The sequence below is a fragment of the Bradyrhizobium sp. CCBAU 11386 genome (assembly GCF_028128955.1).
Taxonomy (GTDB): domain Bacteria; phylum Pseudomonadota; class Alphaproteobacteria; order Rhizobiales; family Xanthobacteraceae; genus Bradyrhizobium.
In genome coordinates this window covers 1-14,151 of the sequence record NZ_LBKA01000160.1, presented here as the reverse complement: position 1 = coordinate 14,151, position 14,151 = coordinate 1, and the positions used below count along the sequence as shown (strand labels likewise).

The window sequence follows — 14,151 nt, the reverse complement described above, 5'->3', positions numbered from 1 at the left end:
GAAGAGGCTGTGGATATGTCGCTTCCCGCAAGCGAGAAGCTTGGACAGCGCTGCGCGTTGCCCACATCCCGCAGCCACAACAGCGGCACGCAAGAGTAGCGTATGGGAAGAACGAACGGCAGCAGCTCCACTTAAGAACCGGACCCGGTGGTCCTCAGCAAAGGGTCCACTTCAATTCCCTGCCAGTTCAAACCTTGCCATCAGTTCTACAATTTCGCGTTATGCCGTTTGGTAGGAACATGCTTTTCGCTCCAAAGAGTGCACAATTCGCGTCGTCGGATCGTCCAGTGATTGCATTGTGACCCGTCGTCGGCCAGGTGAGACTTTGTTGTTGCTGCCGAACCGGCGTTCATCACGATTCCGCAAACACTGGTTTCAATGCCGCCAAGATCCTAACTCCAATCTATCGTTCTCCCGACAATAACTGGTACAAGCGCGTACGAGACATCTCTTGAACCGGATTAGTGCACTGTCAGCGGGCTCCTTCAGGCGATCGGTCTTGACATATATCCGCTTGTGACGCCTCATTCCGGTGGCGCCGAACCAGTTCTTCTGCATCCACTGGCCTCATCTTTCGCTCCGATATCGTTTACTCAGCTCATCATGCTGTCGCGCTCATCCGCGCGAACAACATTGCCGCTTCCGATGGCCCTAGCCCAACGATGCCTACAAAGCTCGGCGGCGGCATTGGGATGCCCCGATGAGTGGGTCTCCACAGGTGCAGGCAGTATCGGCTGTTATTCACATACTGCGAATGTGGCGGATGCAGCTGCATGACGCACTCCTCTTCATCCCAGAACAGGTCTTTGACAAAGCACATCTCCTCCCAATTCGGACAACGCCGCGGCGTCGAGACAGCGACATGTTCCCAGCCAGGACGGACAAATCCACTTATCTTGAGTTCACACCCGCAAGGCCCCTGCACAAAGAACAGACCGCAAGGGCCTGATCCCGGAACGGTAGCGAACTGGCCGTTTTGCACGCGGCCGGCCTCCAACTTCTCTATGATCTGCGCTCGCACGCCCCCTCCTTTGCCTCTCGGATGGCCTTGAACTCGACGTAGATGACGTTGTCTCGCAACTCATTAACCGGCTGGGTCCTCTGCGCAGCGTTGCTACATCGCTCTTCAGCGAACCATCTGCCGATAAAGCTGCAGATGTCCATCGTCACTCTTCTCCTGTTATTAGTTTTCTAACGCTGGCATCGTGGCTGACGAACGCTCTCGAAGCTCGCTGATTGCCTGACTACGAGCCGCGCAGCTTCTGCGCGATGGCGAATAAGCCCGCAGATCGCACATTCCCGCTCATGGTGGCCCGACGGGGTTCGCTCACGGGACAACTCCGTCATCAAGCCCTCTCATGCGAAGCATCTTGTCATCCATGCCCGCCGGTGCTGGCCGCACATCGCCGAACAGAGCGCCCGCACCAGCAATTGTAATATCCGCCATCGAGCTTTCGTGCGTCCAGCAAGCGTTCGTGCCCCTGCTAATTCATGTCTCATGGCGACTTGCTTAAGTCCATGAAATCGGCGGCTCTTGGCTCATCGCCTCGCCCTCAAGGAATCGCTCGTCATCATGGCAATGCTCTCAATAATGGCCTTTTGCATCTACATTCCATGATGGCTCTCAAACCAGTGCGGCACCAGGTGACGCTTCGCGGCGATGTTGCTGCTTCGTGAGGTCGTACTTGATCATTCGCTGCTTTCTCGCCGAGTCTGAAACAGTGCCATTGAGCCATCTATGTGACCACGATTGAGTTGTATGGGGGTCAAATCGAACGGGCTCACACCAGAGCCGCGGACGCCTGGCATGAACTGTCTTCGAGCCGATAACAGCCAGCGGATCGCCTACCATCTCGGTGCTCCTTGTAAGTCGGCGATCAGGAATAATGATTAATCGATCTCATTGACTGCAAATGCGACCGGCGGCCGATCTTCCCGCGTCACTACGACGCAACTCCTAACGCATTGTTTCCGGTATCGCGCACGCGAAGCGCTCACCTTTTTGCCGCTAATACGGGCGTTGTCTTTCAGACGTCGACGTCGCGAATCCGACAACGGGCGGCGACTCCGTGTCGCCAACGCCGATAGCGCGCTTGTTTTTTTTGCATCAAAGCCGTGCAGGCACTCCTCCGTCGTGGCATGTAGGTTGCTGTGGTGACGGAACGCGACCTCCCTGTACCGACGATGCGCGAGCATGTCATCGGCCGGATGCTAGCCGCGCAACAAACAGGGATTCTGATACTCGCGCTTTGAAAGAGGACTGCGAACTTATGAGTGATACGAGGCATGTAAGGCCTGGACTTTTTCCGCGGACCAGCGCGGCAGGTGATGAAATGACACATTGGCGCGCACCAAAGCACTCAACGATCAACCATTATGGCGCCGATTGTCGCTCCTGGCAGGCGCAGAGGAGGTGGAACCTGTGGCCTCTGGCCGCACTCCTCATAAATGCGCTGCTTTGGGCTGGTATCTACTGGATCATCGCAGCGTTCTTCTGAAATAATCTCGCGGCTGGCAAAGGCGCGAGGGGCTTTCCGACGCCCCTCACATGCCGCGGCCGCAACGTATGCACACCATCAATCGGACGTGGAGACCTCTTCACAGACTTGGTTAAGCCCAGACTTGGCGCGGCTACCTGGATATAAAATCCGCACCTCCGACCAACGCAAACGAAATATTGAGGCATGACGCAGATGTCTCGAATTGGCGAAACTGATATGCGGCCAGCTTGCCCGCGTGGATTGCAGCGGCGATGAAGTGCCAAACACTGACCTGTAACAGCTCAACACGGCCACGCGAGGATGGCATCCGGCCTTCTACGTTCAGCGCGACGCATTGACTGCAGGCGGAGGTCTAGGTTCGGCATCTTCATGATAAGAGGATTAGCTTTCGAGAAGCTGACTAAACGAGTAGACTGAAGTGACCGTTAGGCAGGCTGCCTGCTCCGCCTTCTCACTTACGTGTTGCGGCAAAGGACCGTCGGGATGCCTCGCCCTACGGTGCCGCCTCAACGTCCCGTGCAAGCGCACTGACTCGCCTGCTGAGCGACATTTTATTGGATCGGGTAGCGATCAACAGGCCGGGGCGTTTTTATGGAACCGCAGCGACGCTTTACAGCTCTTGCTCAGGCCACATCATCCTCGCCGCTGCGCGTCTGCCACACCTGAGCACGGAGAGCCAGCTTGTCATATTCCATGGCAATCTTAAGCAGCCTGTCTCTCGGTTTGCCGTCGGCGAGCGCTTCCGCCTTCTTTCGCGTTGCTTCCGCACGGCCTCGCCAGTGGTCGGGCTGGTAGAGTTTACTTTTCGGATTCATGCCGAGAGCATGCAATTCGTAGATCAAAGAAATGCGACACGGGCCCTCCGTATAATAACGTAACAGCGACGCTCGTTGCCCGGCTGCCGAAGCGGACAGTCGCCCTGCACAGCCGCTATTCAGAAACGCCAAAGTGCGCATTGCAGCCGAAGCTCGTACGAAGATTGCACAGCTCCAACATCTTCAGACGATCGGACGCACGAACGGGCTTGAATCGCACTTAGCGTTAGATTGTACGATCCTGGACACGTGGGAACGACCTCTGACAATCCAGACGCTTCCTGACAGGTCATGAGAATTGCAAATGTCTCAAACATCTAAACTCACCTGCCACGACCGCATAAGACCACAAGATCCTCCAGATGCCCGCTTGTCCGCGCTTCATCGGAGGTGTTCCTGTCGCAGCTGGACGAATCGCGCGTTTCGAGATCTGCACGGCAGGCGCTCCCACCACCGTAGCCTCACCGGAACTGACGCAAGACGAATTCTCCATCCCAGATACCCCACCCACGTCTTCACATAACGTGGAACACAGGCGCGCGATTACACCAAAGATAGTCTCGGCGCGCGCCATCATGGTTCGCTCTGCACAATCGAATGCATCATCAACAATGCCTTGAGCGCACCTGGCTTTTGCCTGATCTCTCTGCCTCGCGATAACTGGCCCGGGCCCCTCGCGCCGGCTACGGGGTCATTAGTCGGCTGGCGGGTACGCTGAGCCAGAGTACCTAAGCACCTGTCACGCCCAAGCAATGCCTCGCGACTCCAGGCAGGCACCGACCGCACAATCGACCGGAAGCTCCAAAATGATCCCTTGCTGGACCAGTTCAGCCGCCAGTACTTCCCCTCTTCGGCTGGCTCCGCCACTTCGGCAGGTGTCGTTTCTGTCGTGCCGGACCGATGACCAGCACCGTACAGTCAAGACCGCAAAAGTGGAAGAACGAGCTTGCGGCACCGCGCTTAAGCAGTTCCGGCCTGTTTCCCCCCGGTTGACAGGTCATGTTGCGCTTCGCGCAAAGAACAGTACCGCAGCCTCACCGATTTGAAGGGATATCATGACTCAAAATCAACGAGCTCAATTGGCTTCCAGCCTCACAATTTACTACTGCGCCATCGCTCTTGCGGTCGCAATGACAGCTGTGATGCCCGGGCCAGTCGACGCGCGCGATCAAGCGCCGACCGCAGAGGAGAAAGAGGCTTGCATGGAGGACGTGTTTCGCCTTTGTAGCAGCCACATACCAGATCGCACGGCTATCACTACCTGCCTCAGATCCAGACAAGCGAGCCTCAGTCAGCAATGTCGCTACGTGATCTCCGTGCGTGACACTGGCAAGAAAAGCAAGGACTCGAAGTGAAGATATGGCGGCCTGTTCGTTTGCCTCATCCTCAGAAGTGGACCCAGCCTGACCAGCAGGACCGTCGCCCAAGGTCAGGTGACGAGCATGGCTCGCCTACAATTGACCGACGCTCTGGTTCAATCGCGCTTGTCTGGATCGGCGAATGCGCAACTTACCCTTCAATACCGGTCTGATCGCGAATACGGGGAGATAGCCGCACGTATCATCAAAACGTTGCACAAGCTTGGACGTCGTTCTGCAATTGCCCAGCATGAGGTTGACGAAGGGACCCCGGCCGTCTCAATGGCCGGCTTGGCCATTCCGATCAGCGGCCGCCCGCCGATCGCAAGCTATCTGAACATCGCGCAGATTATCGCTGCCGCCCACAAGGCGAACGCCGGCGCGATACATCCGGGTTATGGAGTGCTTTCTGAGAGTGCGGAATTCGCGAGGACAGTGTTAAAGGCCGGAATTGCGTTCATTGGGCCGGTTCCAGAAACTATCGAACTAATGGGCGATAAGATCCGCGCCCGTAATTTCGTTCAGGGCAACGGCTTCGCACCCTGCGCCATCGAGGAAGATGATCCGCCAACATTCGTTTCGAGAGCGCGGGCTGTTGGAGTTCCTTTGCTCGTCAAGGCCATCAGGGGACGGTGACGGCAAGGGAATGCTGATTGTACGCGACCATGCTACGTTGGAGGCAGCCATTGAGCAATCGAGCAGTGAAACGCGTCGCTGCTTTGGAGATGTCCGACTTGATGTTGAACGATATGTCGAAAGCCCTCGACATATTGAAGTACGGTGCTCGGTGACTCCTTCGGTAACCTGGTCCCTCTCTTCGAGCGCGAATGTTCGGGTGCAGCGCCGTTTCCAAGAGATCATCGAGGAAACGCCCACGCTGGCGCTATCGCCAGAATTGCAGACCCCGATTTGCGAGAACGCTCCTACTCTTCCTGCAGAATGTAACGGGCTTGATGGTTGGCCGCGAATATGAACGGCGTGGGACCACCAAGGACGCTAAGCTGATCATGGCGCGTCCGTGCCGACGTTTGCGATCATTTGTAATGGCTCGCACGGCGCAGGAACTTACGCTATGTCGGGACGCGCGTTTGATCCATGCGCTTTTCGACGCGCCGCAGTACGGCGTAGTCCGACTGTAAGGCGGGACCGAAGACCGGCGGCTCACCGCCTCATGTGGGCGGATCAACGGAACACGTCCATCGCTCTACGAAGGCTGTCCTGCGCTCCTTCATTTGCAATCGGCTGGGGTTCTTTTGTAGAGCGGGCTCGATCTACCCAGCACCGATAGCCTCGAAGCAGGTAGAGGAAGCCGCTTCAACGCTCCACGACGGCGGCGCCGGAAAGCCATAAGGCTTTGAAGGATGCGGTGATCCGGCCGGAACACCGCGGTCAAGAGGGCGCTGCGGACGCGGCAAGCGGTCCCTAGACAGTGCCATTGGTCCCGGCGTCAAGCAAACTGCAAGTTCCAACTAGGCGGCGATCTCCTATCGACGGCACCATAAAATGAAGCTTGCCCCTCACGTAGCGTCAGGTTGTAGCCTCGCCAAGGTGCGCACACTCAACCGACTGCCGCCTCAAGCGTCAATGAGACCATGCCCCGTGGGGCGGGCAGCTGCATCAAGGCAACCGGTGCCAGGTCTCTTCAACGATGCTTCGTTGAACGGAAGAGCGCGAGGCTTGGACAAGGAACGTGTAAAGTTCGATGGAAGCGCTTAGATCAATCATCGGCAAAGTTGCCACCGGCGCCACTCTGACGCGTGAGGAAACTGCGTCAGCCTTCGAAAGCATGATGTCGGGGTACGCGACTCCCTCGCAAATCGGTGGCTTGTTGATGGGGATGCGGGTCCGGGGCGAGACGATCGAAGAAGTCACCGGCGCCGCCTCCGCGATGCGGAATAGGATGCCGCGTGTCGAGGCGGCATGCGACCCCTTCGGTATCGCTGGCACGAGCGACACCCTTATGTATTCGGTCAACGTGTCGACGTGTGCTTCCTTTATCGTCGCCGGGGCCGGCATTCCTGTCGCCAAGTATGCCAACCGCGCTGCGTCTTCGGGATCAAGCACCGCAGACTTGTTGGCGCGCCTCGGCGTGAAGGTCGATCTCAAGCCTGAGGCCATTGCACGTTGTGTGCAGGAAGCCGACGTCGGCTTCATGTTTGCGCCAGCCCATTATCCGGCGATGCAGCGCGTCGGCCAGATCCGGAACGCACTTGGAATCCACACGATCTTTAATCTGATCGAGCCTCTGTCCAATCCGGCCAGGGTAAAGCGGCAGATCGTTGGGGTGTTCTCTGCCGAATGGGTCCAGCCCCTGGCGCACGTTTTGAAGAACCTTGGGGCCCAGTCGGTATGGGTTGTTCATGGCTCGGACGGGCTCGATGAAATAACCCTCACCGGTCCAACCTTTGTTGCTGCGCTTGAGGCGGGTATAGTCCGCACCTTCGAGGTGACGCCGGAAGAAGCCGGGCTGCCCCGCTGCCGCAACGACGCGCTGGAGAGCAGCGATGCCGAGGCTAATGCCGTTGCACTGCAAAATGCGCTTGATGGCGTACCAGGTCGACTTCGCGACGCTGCGCTTTTGAACGCAGCGGCGGCATTGGTCGTGGCCGGGCGGGCCTCGACCCTGCAGGAAGGCGTAGCACTTGGACAAGAATCACTTGATCGCGGCGCCGCAGCCGCTCGACTGAAGCGCCTGATCGCGGTTTCGAACGCGTGACAGCTAGGCTGGCCGATGTCCCAGTATTCCGACCAAGACTGCGGCTCACGAGCGCGACGATATTGCAGCCGCGAATGCGCTCACGTCTGTGGGATTTCAAGGAGCGTGCGCCGCCTGCACTCGCCCTGACCAAAGCAATTCGCGCTGAGCACGCGGCCCGAGAGCCAATTTTTTTATCGAAGAGCCTGTTGCAGCCGGGGTTGCCGAGGTGAGCCCCCCGACGAAGCGCGCGCTGCGCTCCGAAGGAGAAAATCGATGATGTCCCGGCAGAATATTGAAGCACTCGGATCTATTGCAATGATAGAACACATCATTCGGAAGTTTCGGGAATTGATCGATACAGATAGCTCGATCCCGCCGGAGCTGCGGGGTGCGCTGCACGCGACGCTCGATAAGCATCTTCTCGAGGCAAAAAAGCGTGTTCTCCTAAAAGTGCCTTAGGTGCGCCGCTGCCGTCTACGTGCGGAGATACTCTGGCAGGCGCGCACCGGTACCGCAATCGGCATCATCCCATCCGCACGGGGGCCCAGCGAGGCTCCAGCCCAGCCGGTCGGATCGCGACCACGACTCCATGTGCACTTCGCCGGCCGCTCAGCGTGGTTTCCTGCTTGAGAAGGGTCCTATTGTGCGGCAATTCTCAGTTGGCCGCTGGATCGCTGATCCGGCCTACACGGCGAAATATTGCACGTCCGTCGGGTCATGATGGTAGCTAATCCAGCGGACACCAACGAGATGACGAACTCTCTTGACGCAAATTGCAGCGCTGAATGCTTGCGACACCAGACCGGCCGATCCGGCAGCCCGAGAGCTTGGCCATGTTCTCACAGGCTGCCAAAAAAAGCTTGAATCTGACGTAACGTTAAATTGTACGGTCTTGAGGTTGGCACCTATCTTGGTCTGCCGCCGGGATTATGAAGGATTGCGAATGTCTCAGCAGGTCAGATCCACGACCCGATGGCGCTACGGCTCGCTCGTAGCTTTGAATGCTTAGGCATTCAGGAACCGAAACTATGGGGCTAACCTGAGCCGAGCCACCAGAGAGCCGCGCGACACCGCGCCAAAATCAGTTCGCCGAACCGGTTTTGCGCTCTGTTCAAACTACTTTCCCGTGGCTGGCTAGGCATTTCCATGGCGCAAAGGTGCGGCTGACGGCGGGCCTCCGCAGGTTTCCTAAGATCCTGAGCTGCGAGTGCCGCTCCGCGTGATCCCGCGGCATCGGAAGATATTGCTTGGCATTATGGAGCATCCAAGTTGAAAGAGCCCGACGGCGTCAAGAAGGTCCTGTTAATCGACCATATTGAAGGCCAATGCCGTTGCATCATCGGCTTCAAAGATGAAGATGCCAGAGCGGCCTATATGTGCGGCGAGCCTGTATATCAAGGACGCGGCAAGAAACTATCTTCGTGGTGTGCCTATCACTACCGACAGATGCACACGACCGTCGCCGAGCAGAACAGAGTGAGCGATCAATCGCCCGAGATCCCTCAAGCAATGTCCATTGTTCGCAACCAATGACAACCATCCAGAACCAAGTCCTGCCAAGGCGGTGTGATCATAGCCTGTACGAAGGCCAACCGAAGCATACGAGCGGGAGCTCGAACAAGCATTTCGGGGTTGCGACTGAAGCGCATCGGGACAATCGTGCTGTGCGGACCTGATGCGCATGGATAACAAGTTGGATCGCTGCATACTGATCGAGCGCGTCATTGCTGGCCTGGGCTTGCATCATGGCTGGCACCAGGGCTGCCAGCGTCGACCGGCCCCGCTCGAATGCATTAAGCGTGGTCTCCGGCATAAAGCGGGTGTGGAGCACCTTGTCGAGCGCTTTGACAAAATGAAAAGTGCTCGGCGGCCGCACGGCGCCAATTCAATGATACGAGGATTGCGCCGAGCCTCGCAGCAGGCATAGAGCAACGCCAGATAATCAGGTCTGTTGAGGCTGACGATCGCGATCCGGTCTCCCCTCTGGACGCCGAGCTGGCTCTTGAAGGCGCGGGCGATCCGCTCGATCTGTCGATTGAGGCTGGCGTAGCTGAGAGTCTGCCCCTGACTATATTTAAATCGCTCAATTCATCCGAACTTGCCCAAGCTTTCGATCGCGCGCTGGAAAGCGGTACCCTGAGGACGTGAGGTGAATGTCTGCTTCGTCTCGCTAGAGCATTTTCCGACCGGAATGAACCGGGTGGGGATTCCCAAAGCGGCGCGAGTCAGATTCAAGCTGCATGCTGGCGAGGGAGGCCAGCATGTATGGCCAGGGCGCTTTCGGTTGATCTTCGCCAAAGGGTGGTAGCAGCGATTGACGGTGGCATGTCCTGTCGACAGGCTGCCGAGCGCTTTGGTGTCAGCGCGGCCAGCGCGATCCGCTGGCGCGGTCGCCTCAAGGAAGTTGGCGACATCGTTCCTAAACGCCAGGGCGGTGACCGCAAATCGCAGCGCATCGAAGCGCATTCGCAATTGATTCTGGAGGCGGTGAACGCGAAGCCGGATATCACGCTCGCCGAGTTGCGAGAACTGTTGAAACGTCGTGGAATATCGACTGGCATCGCGTCGCTCTGGCGTTTTTTCCAGCGCAGAAAGATCACACTTAAAAAAAGACAGCGCACGCCGCCGAGCAACGGCGCGGCGATATAAATGCCGCGCGCGAGGAGTGGTTCGAAGGGCAAATCGATCTTGACCCTGAGCGTCTCGTTTTCATCGACGAAACCAGCGCCAACACCAAAATGGCGCGGCTTCACGGGCGCTCGCCACGCGGCGAGCGATGTCGTGCAGCTATCCCACACGGACATTGGAAGACGACGACATTCACCGCTGGATTGCGCTCCGACGGTCTGATCGCGCCGCTTGTTCTGGACGGCCCAATGGATGGCGACGCTTTCCTGGCCTACGTCGAGCAATTGCTCACTCGCTGCGGCCGGGCGATACCGTTATCATGGACAACTTGCCCGCTCACAAGGTCCATGGCGTTCGAGAGGCCATCCAGGCGGTCGGAGCAAGCCTGCTCTATCTTCCGCCCTATAGTCCAGACTTCAACCCCATCGAAATGGCCTTCTCTAAATTGAAGGCGCTGTTGCGGGCCGCGGCAGCGCGCACCATGCCCGATCTCTGGCAAGCAATCGCCGACGCTCTCAAACGCTTCTCACCCGAGGAATGTCACAATTATCTCGTCGCGGCTGGTTACGACGCAACGTGATTGGAAAATGCTCTAGAGCTCTGTCAGCCCCAATCGCGACCACCTTTAAGTCGCTCCTGAAGTGCCGGCCGATCGGCGATTAGGTGCTCGAGGTGCAGCGGTTCATCGTCTTGCCGCTCGCCCTGCGCCGCTCCTGGCGACCCGGACCGAAGCGCACTTCGAGATGTGGCGCCAGTCTCGAGACTTCCATGCGTGGAAGGACCGGATGCACGACGAGAAGCTACCGCTCCCGACCTAGCCGACCAGCGGCCAGGCGCACTGCTTCTGCGGCGAGCCGATCACCAACAATAGCGTCAGCCGGCACGTCCAGGCGGCGCACAGCGGCATCGGAGACCGGACACGCAAATCCGACGAGCGTGCATAGATCCCGGCCATGCCGAAGGATTTGTTCTGCTTACCAACGGCCCGGAACGTGGTGCCGGCTGGCCCCGATTGGATCCACGAAGTGAAGTACGACGGCTACCGGCTCCGCGTCGAGCGGGACGGCGACCGCGTGCGGCTGGCGCTTGAAGAGTGGGCTCGACTGGACCAGCCGGTATCCCTGGATCGTCGAGACGGCGCGGAAGATGCGCCAGCAGCAATTCATCCTTGACGGCGAGGCCGTCGTGCTCGGAGTCGACGGGTTATCGGACTTCGACGCGCTCCAGTCGCGCCGGCACGATGACGAGGTTCAGCTCTACGCCTTCGACTGCCTCGCGCTCGGCGGCGATGGCCTGTCCCGCCTGCCCCTGTTCATGCGCAAGACCAACCTGGCGCAGCTCGAAAAGGATCCACAGCGCAGTTCCGCCATCCCGTACGCATGCAGAAACGATGTCGGTGCCCAAGAGTTACATGCCGCCGGACATGAGATGCGAGCCTGACCTCGCCAAAGTCGATCTGGCCAATCACGTGAGTTATCTTCGTGTGGTGCCTGTACGCTCTACATAAAGTCATATTCATCGTCATGCGGATCGTTCGCGGGCTTTGCCACACTCTCGGTAAACTTGGCATTGCCGCTATTGTCTTCAGTTGCGGCAAGATACAAAGGCGGTTTACCCGCTCGCTGCCATTTGCCTCCTTTGTTCTTCCATTTGTCCTTGCGCTTGGTGGGATCAAGCACCATCATCGAGTCACTTACCTCAAGAAAGCCCAACGCTGCTGCGCGGGCTTTCGCTTCCGGATTGGAAGAGTGGGAGAGAACGAGCGGTTCGTGCCGTCGATCCGGAGCTGATGTTCAAGCAAGATATCGCCCGCGTTATCGACAAGCGGATGAGTAACCCGGAAAGCTATTGTTGAGGTGAATTCATCTCGCCCAGGAAATTTTTCGCGCCAATTATTGTTACCCTCGAACAGCTCACTCATGCGACCTCCGGGTTCCGTTGTCAGGAGCCCGACGCTCTTGTTCCCGAGCTGATAGCTGAAATATCGCGCTTTCTCCGAAATAGACTTCATGCCGAAGCGAAACGCAACGTCCGCTGTGCGTTGAGCCTTTTGGGACACCCAGCTAGAGTATCGCTGCGGATTAGCAGCAATATCCTCTATGTCTCCTCCATAAAACTCTGCCAGCTTGTTCTCGAATGAAGATCTTGAGATCTCAACCACCGGTGGCTCGTCAACCAGCGCGTATGGCGGGACTGCCGTCGAAGATGGATCAGAGGAGAAACTCGATGGCGCCGAATTCAGGGTAGAGAATATATCCGCGAACCTTTGGCTATCCGCGTAGGCGTACGGGTCATTGGTCGCGCTCATTCTCATTTCATCGGGCTCGGAAGCACGTTGGGTATTGGATAAATTGTTCGTGCGCTGAAACATGACACTTCCTATTTGTATCGACGGCATGAGGTCGCGGGGGCTGCTGCCGATAGAGGTCCGCGCTTATAGTAAGCCTAGCTGTCGGCAAGCTGACAGCTAACTAATGACTCGGCGAAGAATGGCCGGCCGGAGCGCGCTGAGCCGCACTTCGCTCAAATTAGCAGGATCTCTCGCGATCCTCCAAAGGCCGCTTAGCCTAGCGAGGATCGCGCGAAGACCAGGATCAGATCATTCTATATGACAATTTTCCGGTAGATCTTATGGTCATATAAAATCGTCCTCGTAGTCGTATGTCGAGGAGCTTTGTGCGATTTTGGTGTCACTGACTTCAGCTTTGAGATATCGCGCACTTGTACCTTTTCGCTGCCATTCATTATCATCGTTCCTTACCCACTTGCCTGACTTCTCTGGGTCGAGAACCATATTGTCGGCATCAACCTCGACGAACCCCATCTTTGCCGCACGGGCTCTTGCTTCTAGGTTAGCGGGACGCAAATTGAGCAACGGCCTCTCGCCGTCCACGCGAAGCTGATGCTCAAGCAGGATGTCGCCGGCGTTCTCGACAAGCGGATGAACGACTTGAAAGTCCACAGTAGAGGTAGTCCCAGTTCGCCCAGGAAATAGCTGCTCCCATTTTTTAACGTCGAAGTTCGTCATGCTTTCGCCGCCTTCCATTCTGAGAAGCCCGACACTCTTGTTTCCTAATTGGTAACTGAAGTATCGCGCATTGTCGGAATCTCGAGTTGTTCCATAGTTCCAAGCAACTTTTGCAGTTCGCCTCGCTTTAGCGGAGACGAACTCTGAGTACTCTTGTGGATTGTTGGCGATGTGATTGATTTCGTCCCCATGGTAGGCCTGCGCTGCCTTCCGGAATGACTGACGATCTTTGAACTCAACCACAGGGGGACTTGAAACGACCGAATACGGTCTCGAGCCCGGTTCGGCTAAGCGCAGATTAGCGAACGCATCCGCGAAGCTGTGTGCATCCGCTTGGTCGTCGGCTTCGGCAAAGCGGGAGGATTGGTAGTAGGACGAGCCATTGATCCGATTATACATGGCGATTTGATGCTCCGACTGGGTTACATGCCCGCATTTGTTTCGGGCTGGTTAGGTCCTATGGAGCTGATAGGCAGCCTGGCTTTCCAAAACCTGACGTAGTTCTGCTGATCGCTTCTAACCCGTCGTATCCATCCGAGCTAAGCCGCGGACAGTGGATCACCGATCTCACCGCCTGAGGAGTTCGGGATCTTCCTTGTGTATCCTGATGAGCTCCATCAGGTTTTCGATGCCGAAGTCGGTGAACGCCATGACGCTGTCGTCACCTATGCCGTAAACCCAGATGACGCCGTCCTCCGGGTCCATTCCGTTGGCCACATCCCAGAGCCAGTCCTCGTCTTCGCCGATGTCTCTTGCGACGCGAGCGATGGTGAAGACGGCGTGAACCTTTTTGACGTGCATGGCTACGCCGCCTGGGCGGAGGACCTCGACGCAGGAGGCGTCCAGTTCCAGGGCAACAACTCGTGCAGGCGGTTCTGCGGCATGTCGGCGATGCGCGCAAAGACGTCCGCAAGCCAGGCTTTCGGGTCGATGTCGTTGAGACGCGCTGTCATGATAAGCGTGGCCATCACGGCAGCTCGCGCCGCGCTCAGAACCGGCGAACTGCCCGGCGCAAAACCGCGCAACGCGCGCTCCGCCGCATTGTTAAAGGGCATGATGTTTTCAGCGCTCAAACCCGGTGGAGAGGACTGGTCGTCCGGATTAGTCTGGCGAAGCCGGGATA

Annotated in this window: 15 protein-coding genes and 3 pseudogenes; 9 read left to right on the top strand and 9 right to left on the bottom strand. The window is 57.6% G+C overall.

Annotated features, from left to right (window positions below; translation table 11 throughout):
* Positions 1 to 601 precede the first annotated feature (601 nt).
* Entirely contained in the window at positions 602 to 925 is a 324-nt protein-coding gene (locus XI09_RS46100) for a DUF7694 domain-containing protein (RefSeq protein ID WP_430649827.1), read from the bottom strand.
* A 2,199-nt stretch (positions 926 to 3,124) separates the two neighbouring features.
* Positions 3,125 to 3,343 carry a hypothetical protein gene (locus XI09_RS10380; protein ID WP_245448762.1) on the bottom strand — a complete coding sequence of 73 codons (219 nt, stop codon included), beginning with the start codon at positions 3,341 to 3,343 and terminating at the stop codon, positions 3,125 to 3,127.
* Positions 3,344 to 4,758: 1,415 nt separating this feature from the next.
* On the opposite strand from XI09_RS10380, the gene XI09_RS10375 reads away from it, so the two are divergent.
* From XI09_RS10375 to XI09_RS10355, 6 genes and pseudogenes are all read left to right on the top strand, one after another.
* Positions 4,759 to 5,310 carry a biotin carboxylase N-terminal domain-containing protein gene (locus XI09_RS10375; protein ID WP_271566742.1) on the top strand — a complete coding sequence of 184 codons (552 nt, stop codon included), beginning with the start codon at positions 4,759 to 4,761 and terminating at the stop codon, positions 5,308 to 5,310.
* The gene (locus XI09_RS46095) at positions 5,234 to 5,647 is read left to right on the top strand and encodes an ATP-binding protein (protein WP_442869570.1); all 414 of its coding nucleotides are present in this window, start codon (positions 5,234 to 5,236) and stop codon (positions 5,645 to 5,647) included. Before XI09_RS10375 ends, XI09_RS46095 begins: the two co-directional genes overlap by 77 nt.
* A pseudogene (locus XI09_RS10370) lies at positions 5,589 to 5,770 on the top strand (carboxyl transferase domain-containing protein); the annotation flags it as partial. The gene XI09_RS46095 and the pseudogene XI09_RS10370, both read left to right, overlap by 59 nt.
* A 606-nt stretch (positions 5,771 to 6,376) precedes the next feature.
* Entirely contained in the window at positions 6,377 to 7,390 is a 1,014-nt protein-coding gene (gene trpD, locus XI09_RS10365) for an anthranilate phosphoribosyltransferase (RefSeq protein ID WP_271566741.1), read from the top strand.
* A 255-nt stretch (positions 7,391 to 7,645) separates the two neighbouring features.
* Entirely contained in the window at positions 7,646 to 7,831 is a 186-nt protein-coding gene (locus XI09_RS10360) for a hypothetical protein (RefSeq protein WP_097668530.1), read from the top strand.
* 810 nt (positions 7,832 to 8,641) lie between these two features.
* A complete protein-coding gene (locus tag XI09_RS10355; RefSeq protein WP_271566740.1) occupies positions 8,642 to 8,905 on the top strand; it encodes a hypothetical protein in 264 nt (87 codons plus the stop codon).
* A 329-nt stretch (positions 8,906 to 9,234) separates the two neighbouring features.
* On the opposite strand, the pseudogene XI09_RS10350 reads toward XI09_RS10355, so the two are convergent.
* Positions 9,235 to 9,460 (bottom strand): annotated as a pseudogene (locus XI09_RS10350) (AMP-binding protein); the annotation flags it as partial.
* Positions 9,461 to 9,637: 177 nt separating this feature from the next.
* Here XI09_RS10350 and XI09_RS10345 point away from each other — a divergent pair.
* Positions 9,638 to 10,580, top strand: a pseudogene (locus XI09_RS10345) (IS630 family transposase).
* Positions 10,581 to 10,814: 234 nt separating this feature from the next.
* On the opposite strand, the gene XI09_RS10340 reads toward XI09_RS10345, so the two are convergent.
* A complete protein-coding gene (locus XI09_RS10340; protein ID WP_179879907.1) occupies positions 10,815 to 10,955 on the bottom strand; it encodes a hypothetical protein in 141 nt (46 codons plus the stop codon).
* Between XI09_RS10340 and XI09_RS45740 the strand changes: the two genes are divergently transcribed.
* Both XI09_RS45740 and XI09_RS45735 read left to right on the top strand, forming a co-directional pair.
* Positions 10,954 to 11,172, top strand: coding sequence for a hypothetical protein (locus tag XI09_RS45740; RefSeq protein WP_333924392.1), 219 nt, complete (start codon positions 10,954 to 10,956; stop codon positions 11,170 to 11,172). The genes XI09_RS10340 and XI09_RS45740 overlap by 2 nt on opposite strands.
* Positions 11,147 to 11,440, top strand: coding sequence for an ATP-dependent DNA ligase (locus XI09_RS45735; protein ID WP_333939067.1), 294 nt, complete (start codon positions 11,147 to 11,149; stop codon positions 11,438 to 11,440). The genes XI09_RS45740 and XI09_RS45735 overlap by 26 nt, the downstream gene beginning before the upstream one ends.
* A 59-nt stretch (positions 11,441 to 11,499) precedes the next feature.
* Here XI09_RS45735 and XI09_RS10330 read toward each other — a convergent pair whose 3' ends face one another.
* From XI09_RS10330 to XI09_RS10310, 5 genes are all read right to left on the bottom strand, one after another.
* Positions 11,500 to 11,685 carry a hypothetical protein gene (locus tag XI09_RS10330; protein WP_271566739.1) on the bottom strand — a complete coding sequence of 62 codons (186 nt, stop codon included), beginning with the start codon at positions 11,683 to 11,685 and terminating at the stop codon, positions 11,500 to 11,502.
* 8 nt (positions 11,686 to 11,693) lie between these two features.
* Positions 11,694 to 12,371 (bottom strand): Effector protein NopP, encoded by a 678-nt coding sequence (locus XI09_RS10325; RefSeq protein ID WP_271566738.1) that lies wholly within the window; start codon positions 12,369 to 12,371, stop codon positions 11,694 to 11,696.
* Positions 12,372 to 12,635: 264 nt separating this feature from the next.
* Complete coding sequence (locus tag XI09_RS10320) at positions 12,636 to 13,427, bottom strand: Effector protein NopP (RefSeq protein ID WP_271566737.1); 792 nt, start codon at positions 13,425 to 13,427, stop codon at positions 12,636 to 12,638.
* Positions 13,428 to 13,595: 168 nt separating this feature from the next.
* Positions 13,596 to 13,829 carry a hypothetical protein gene (locus XI09_RS10315; RefSeq protein WP_271566736.1) on the bottom strand — a complete coding sequence of 78 codons (234 nt, stop codon included), beginning with the start codon at positions 13,827 to 13,829 and terminating at the stop codon, positions 13,596 to 13,598.
* A gap of 2 nt (positions 13,830 to 13,831) precedes the next feature.
* Positions 13,832 to 14,151 (bottom strand): transposase domain-containing protein (locus XI09_RS10310; RefSeq protein ID WP_271566735.1); only part of this gene is annotated, 320 nt, incomplete at its 5' end.

Coding starts and splice junctions, on each gene's coding strand:
- XI09_RS10375 (WP_271566742.1), top strand. CDS start 4,759: ATGGCTCGCCTACAATTGACCGACGCTCTGGTTCAATCGCGCTTGTCT.
- XI09_RS46095 (WP_442869570.1), top strand. CDS start 5,234: ATGATCCGCCAACATTCGTTTCGAGAGCGCGGGCTGTTGGAGTTCCTT.
- trpD (WP_271566741.1), top strand. CDS start 6,377: ATGGAAGCGCTTAGATCAATCATCGGCAAAGTTGCCACCGGCGCCACT.
- XI09_RS10360 (WP_097668530.1), top strand. CDS start 7,646: ATGATGTCCCGGCAGAATATTGAAGCACTCGGATCTATTGCAATGATA.
- XI09_RS45740 (WP_333924392.1), top strand. CDS start 10,954: ATGCCGAAGGATTTGTTCTGCTTACCAACGGCCCGGAACGTGGTGCCG.
- XI09_RS10340 (WP_179879907.1), bottom strand. CDS start 10,955: ATGGCCGGGATCTATGCACGCTCGTCGGATTTGCGTGTCCGGTCTCCG.
- XI09_RS45735 (WP_333939067.1), top strand. CDS start 11,147: ATGCGCCAGCAGCAATTCATCCTTGACGGCGAGGCCGTCGTGCTCGGA.
- XI09_RS10330 (WP_271566739.1), bottom strand. CDS start 11,685: ATGATGGTGCTTGATCCCACCAAGCGCAAGGACAAATGGAAGAACAAA.
- XI09_RS10325 (WP_271566738.1), bottom strand. CDS start 12,371: ATGTTTCAGCGCACGAACAATTTATCCAATACCCAACGTGCTTCCGAG.
- XI09_RS10320 (WP_271566737.1), bottom strand. CDS start 13,427: ATGTATAATCGGATCAATGGCTCGTCCTACTACCAATCCTCCCGCTTT.
- XI09_RS10315 (WP_271566736.1), bottom strand. CDS start 13,829: ATGCACGTCAAAAAGGTTCACGCCGTCTTCACCATCGCTCGCGTCGCA.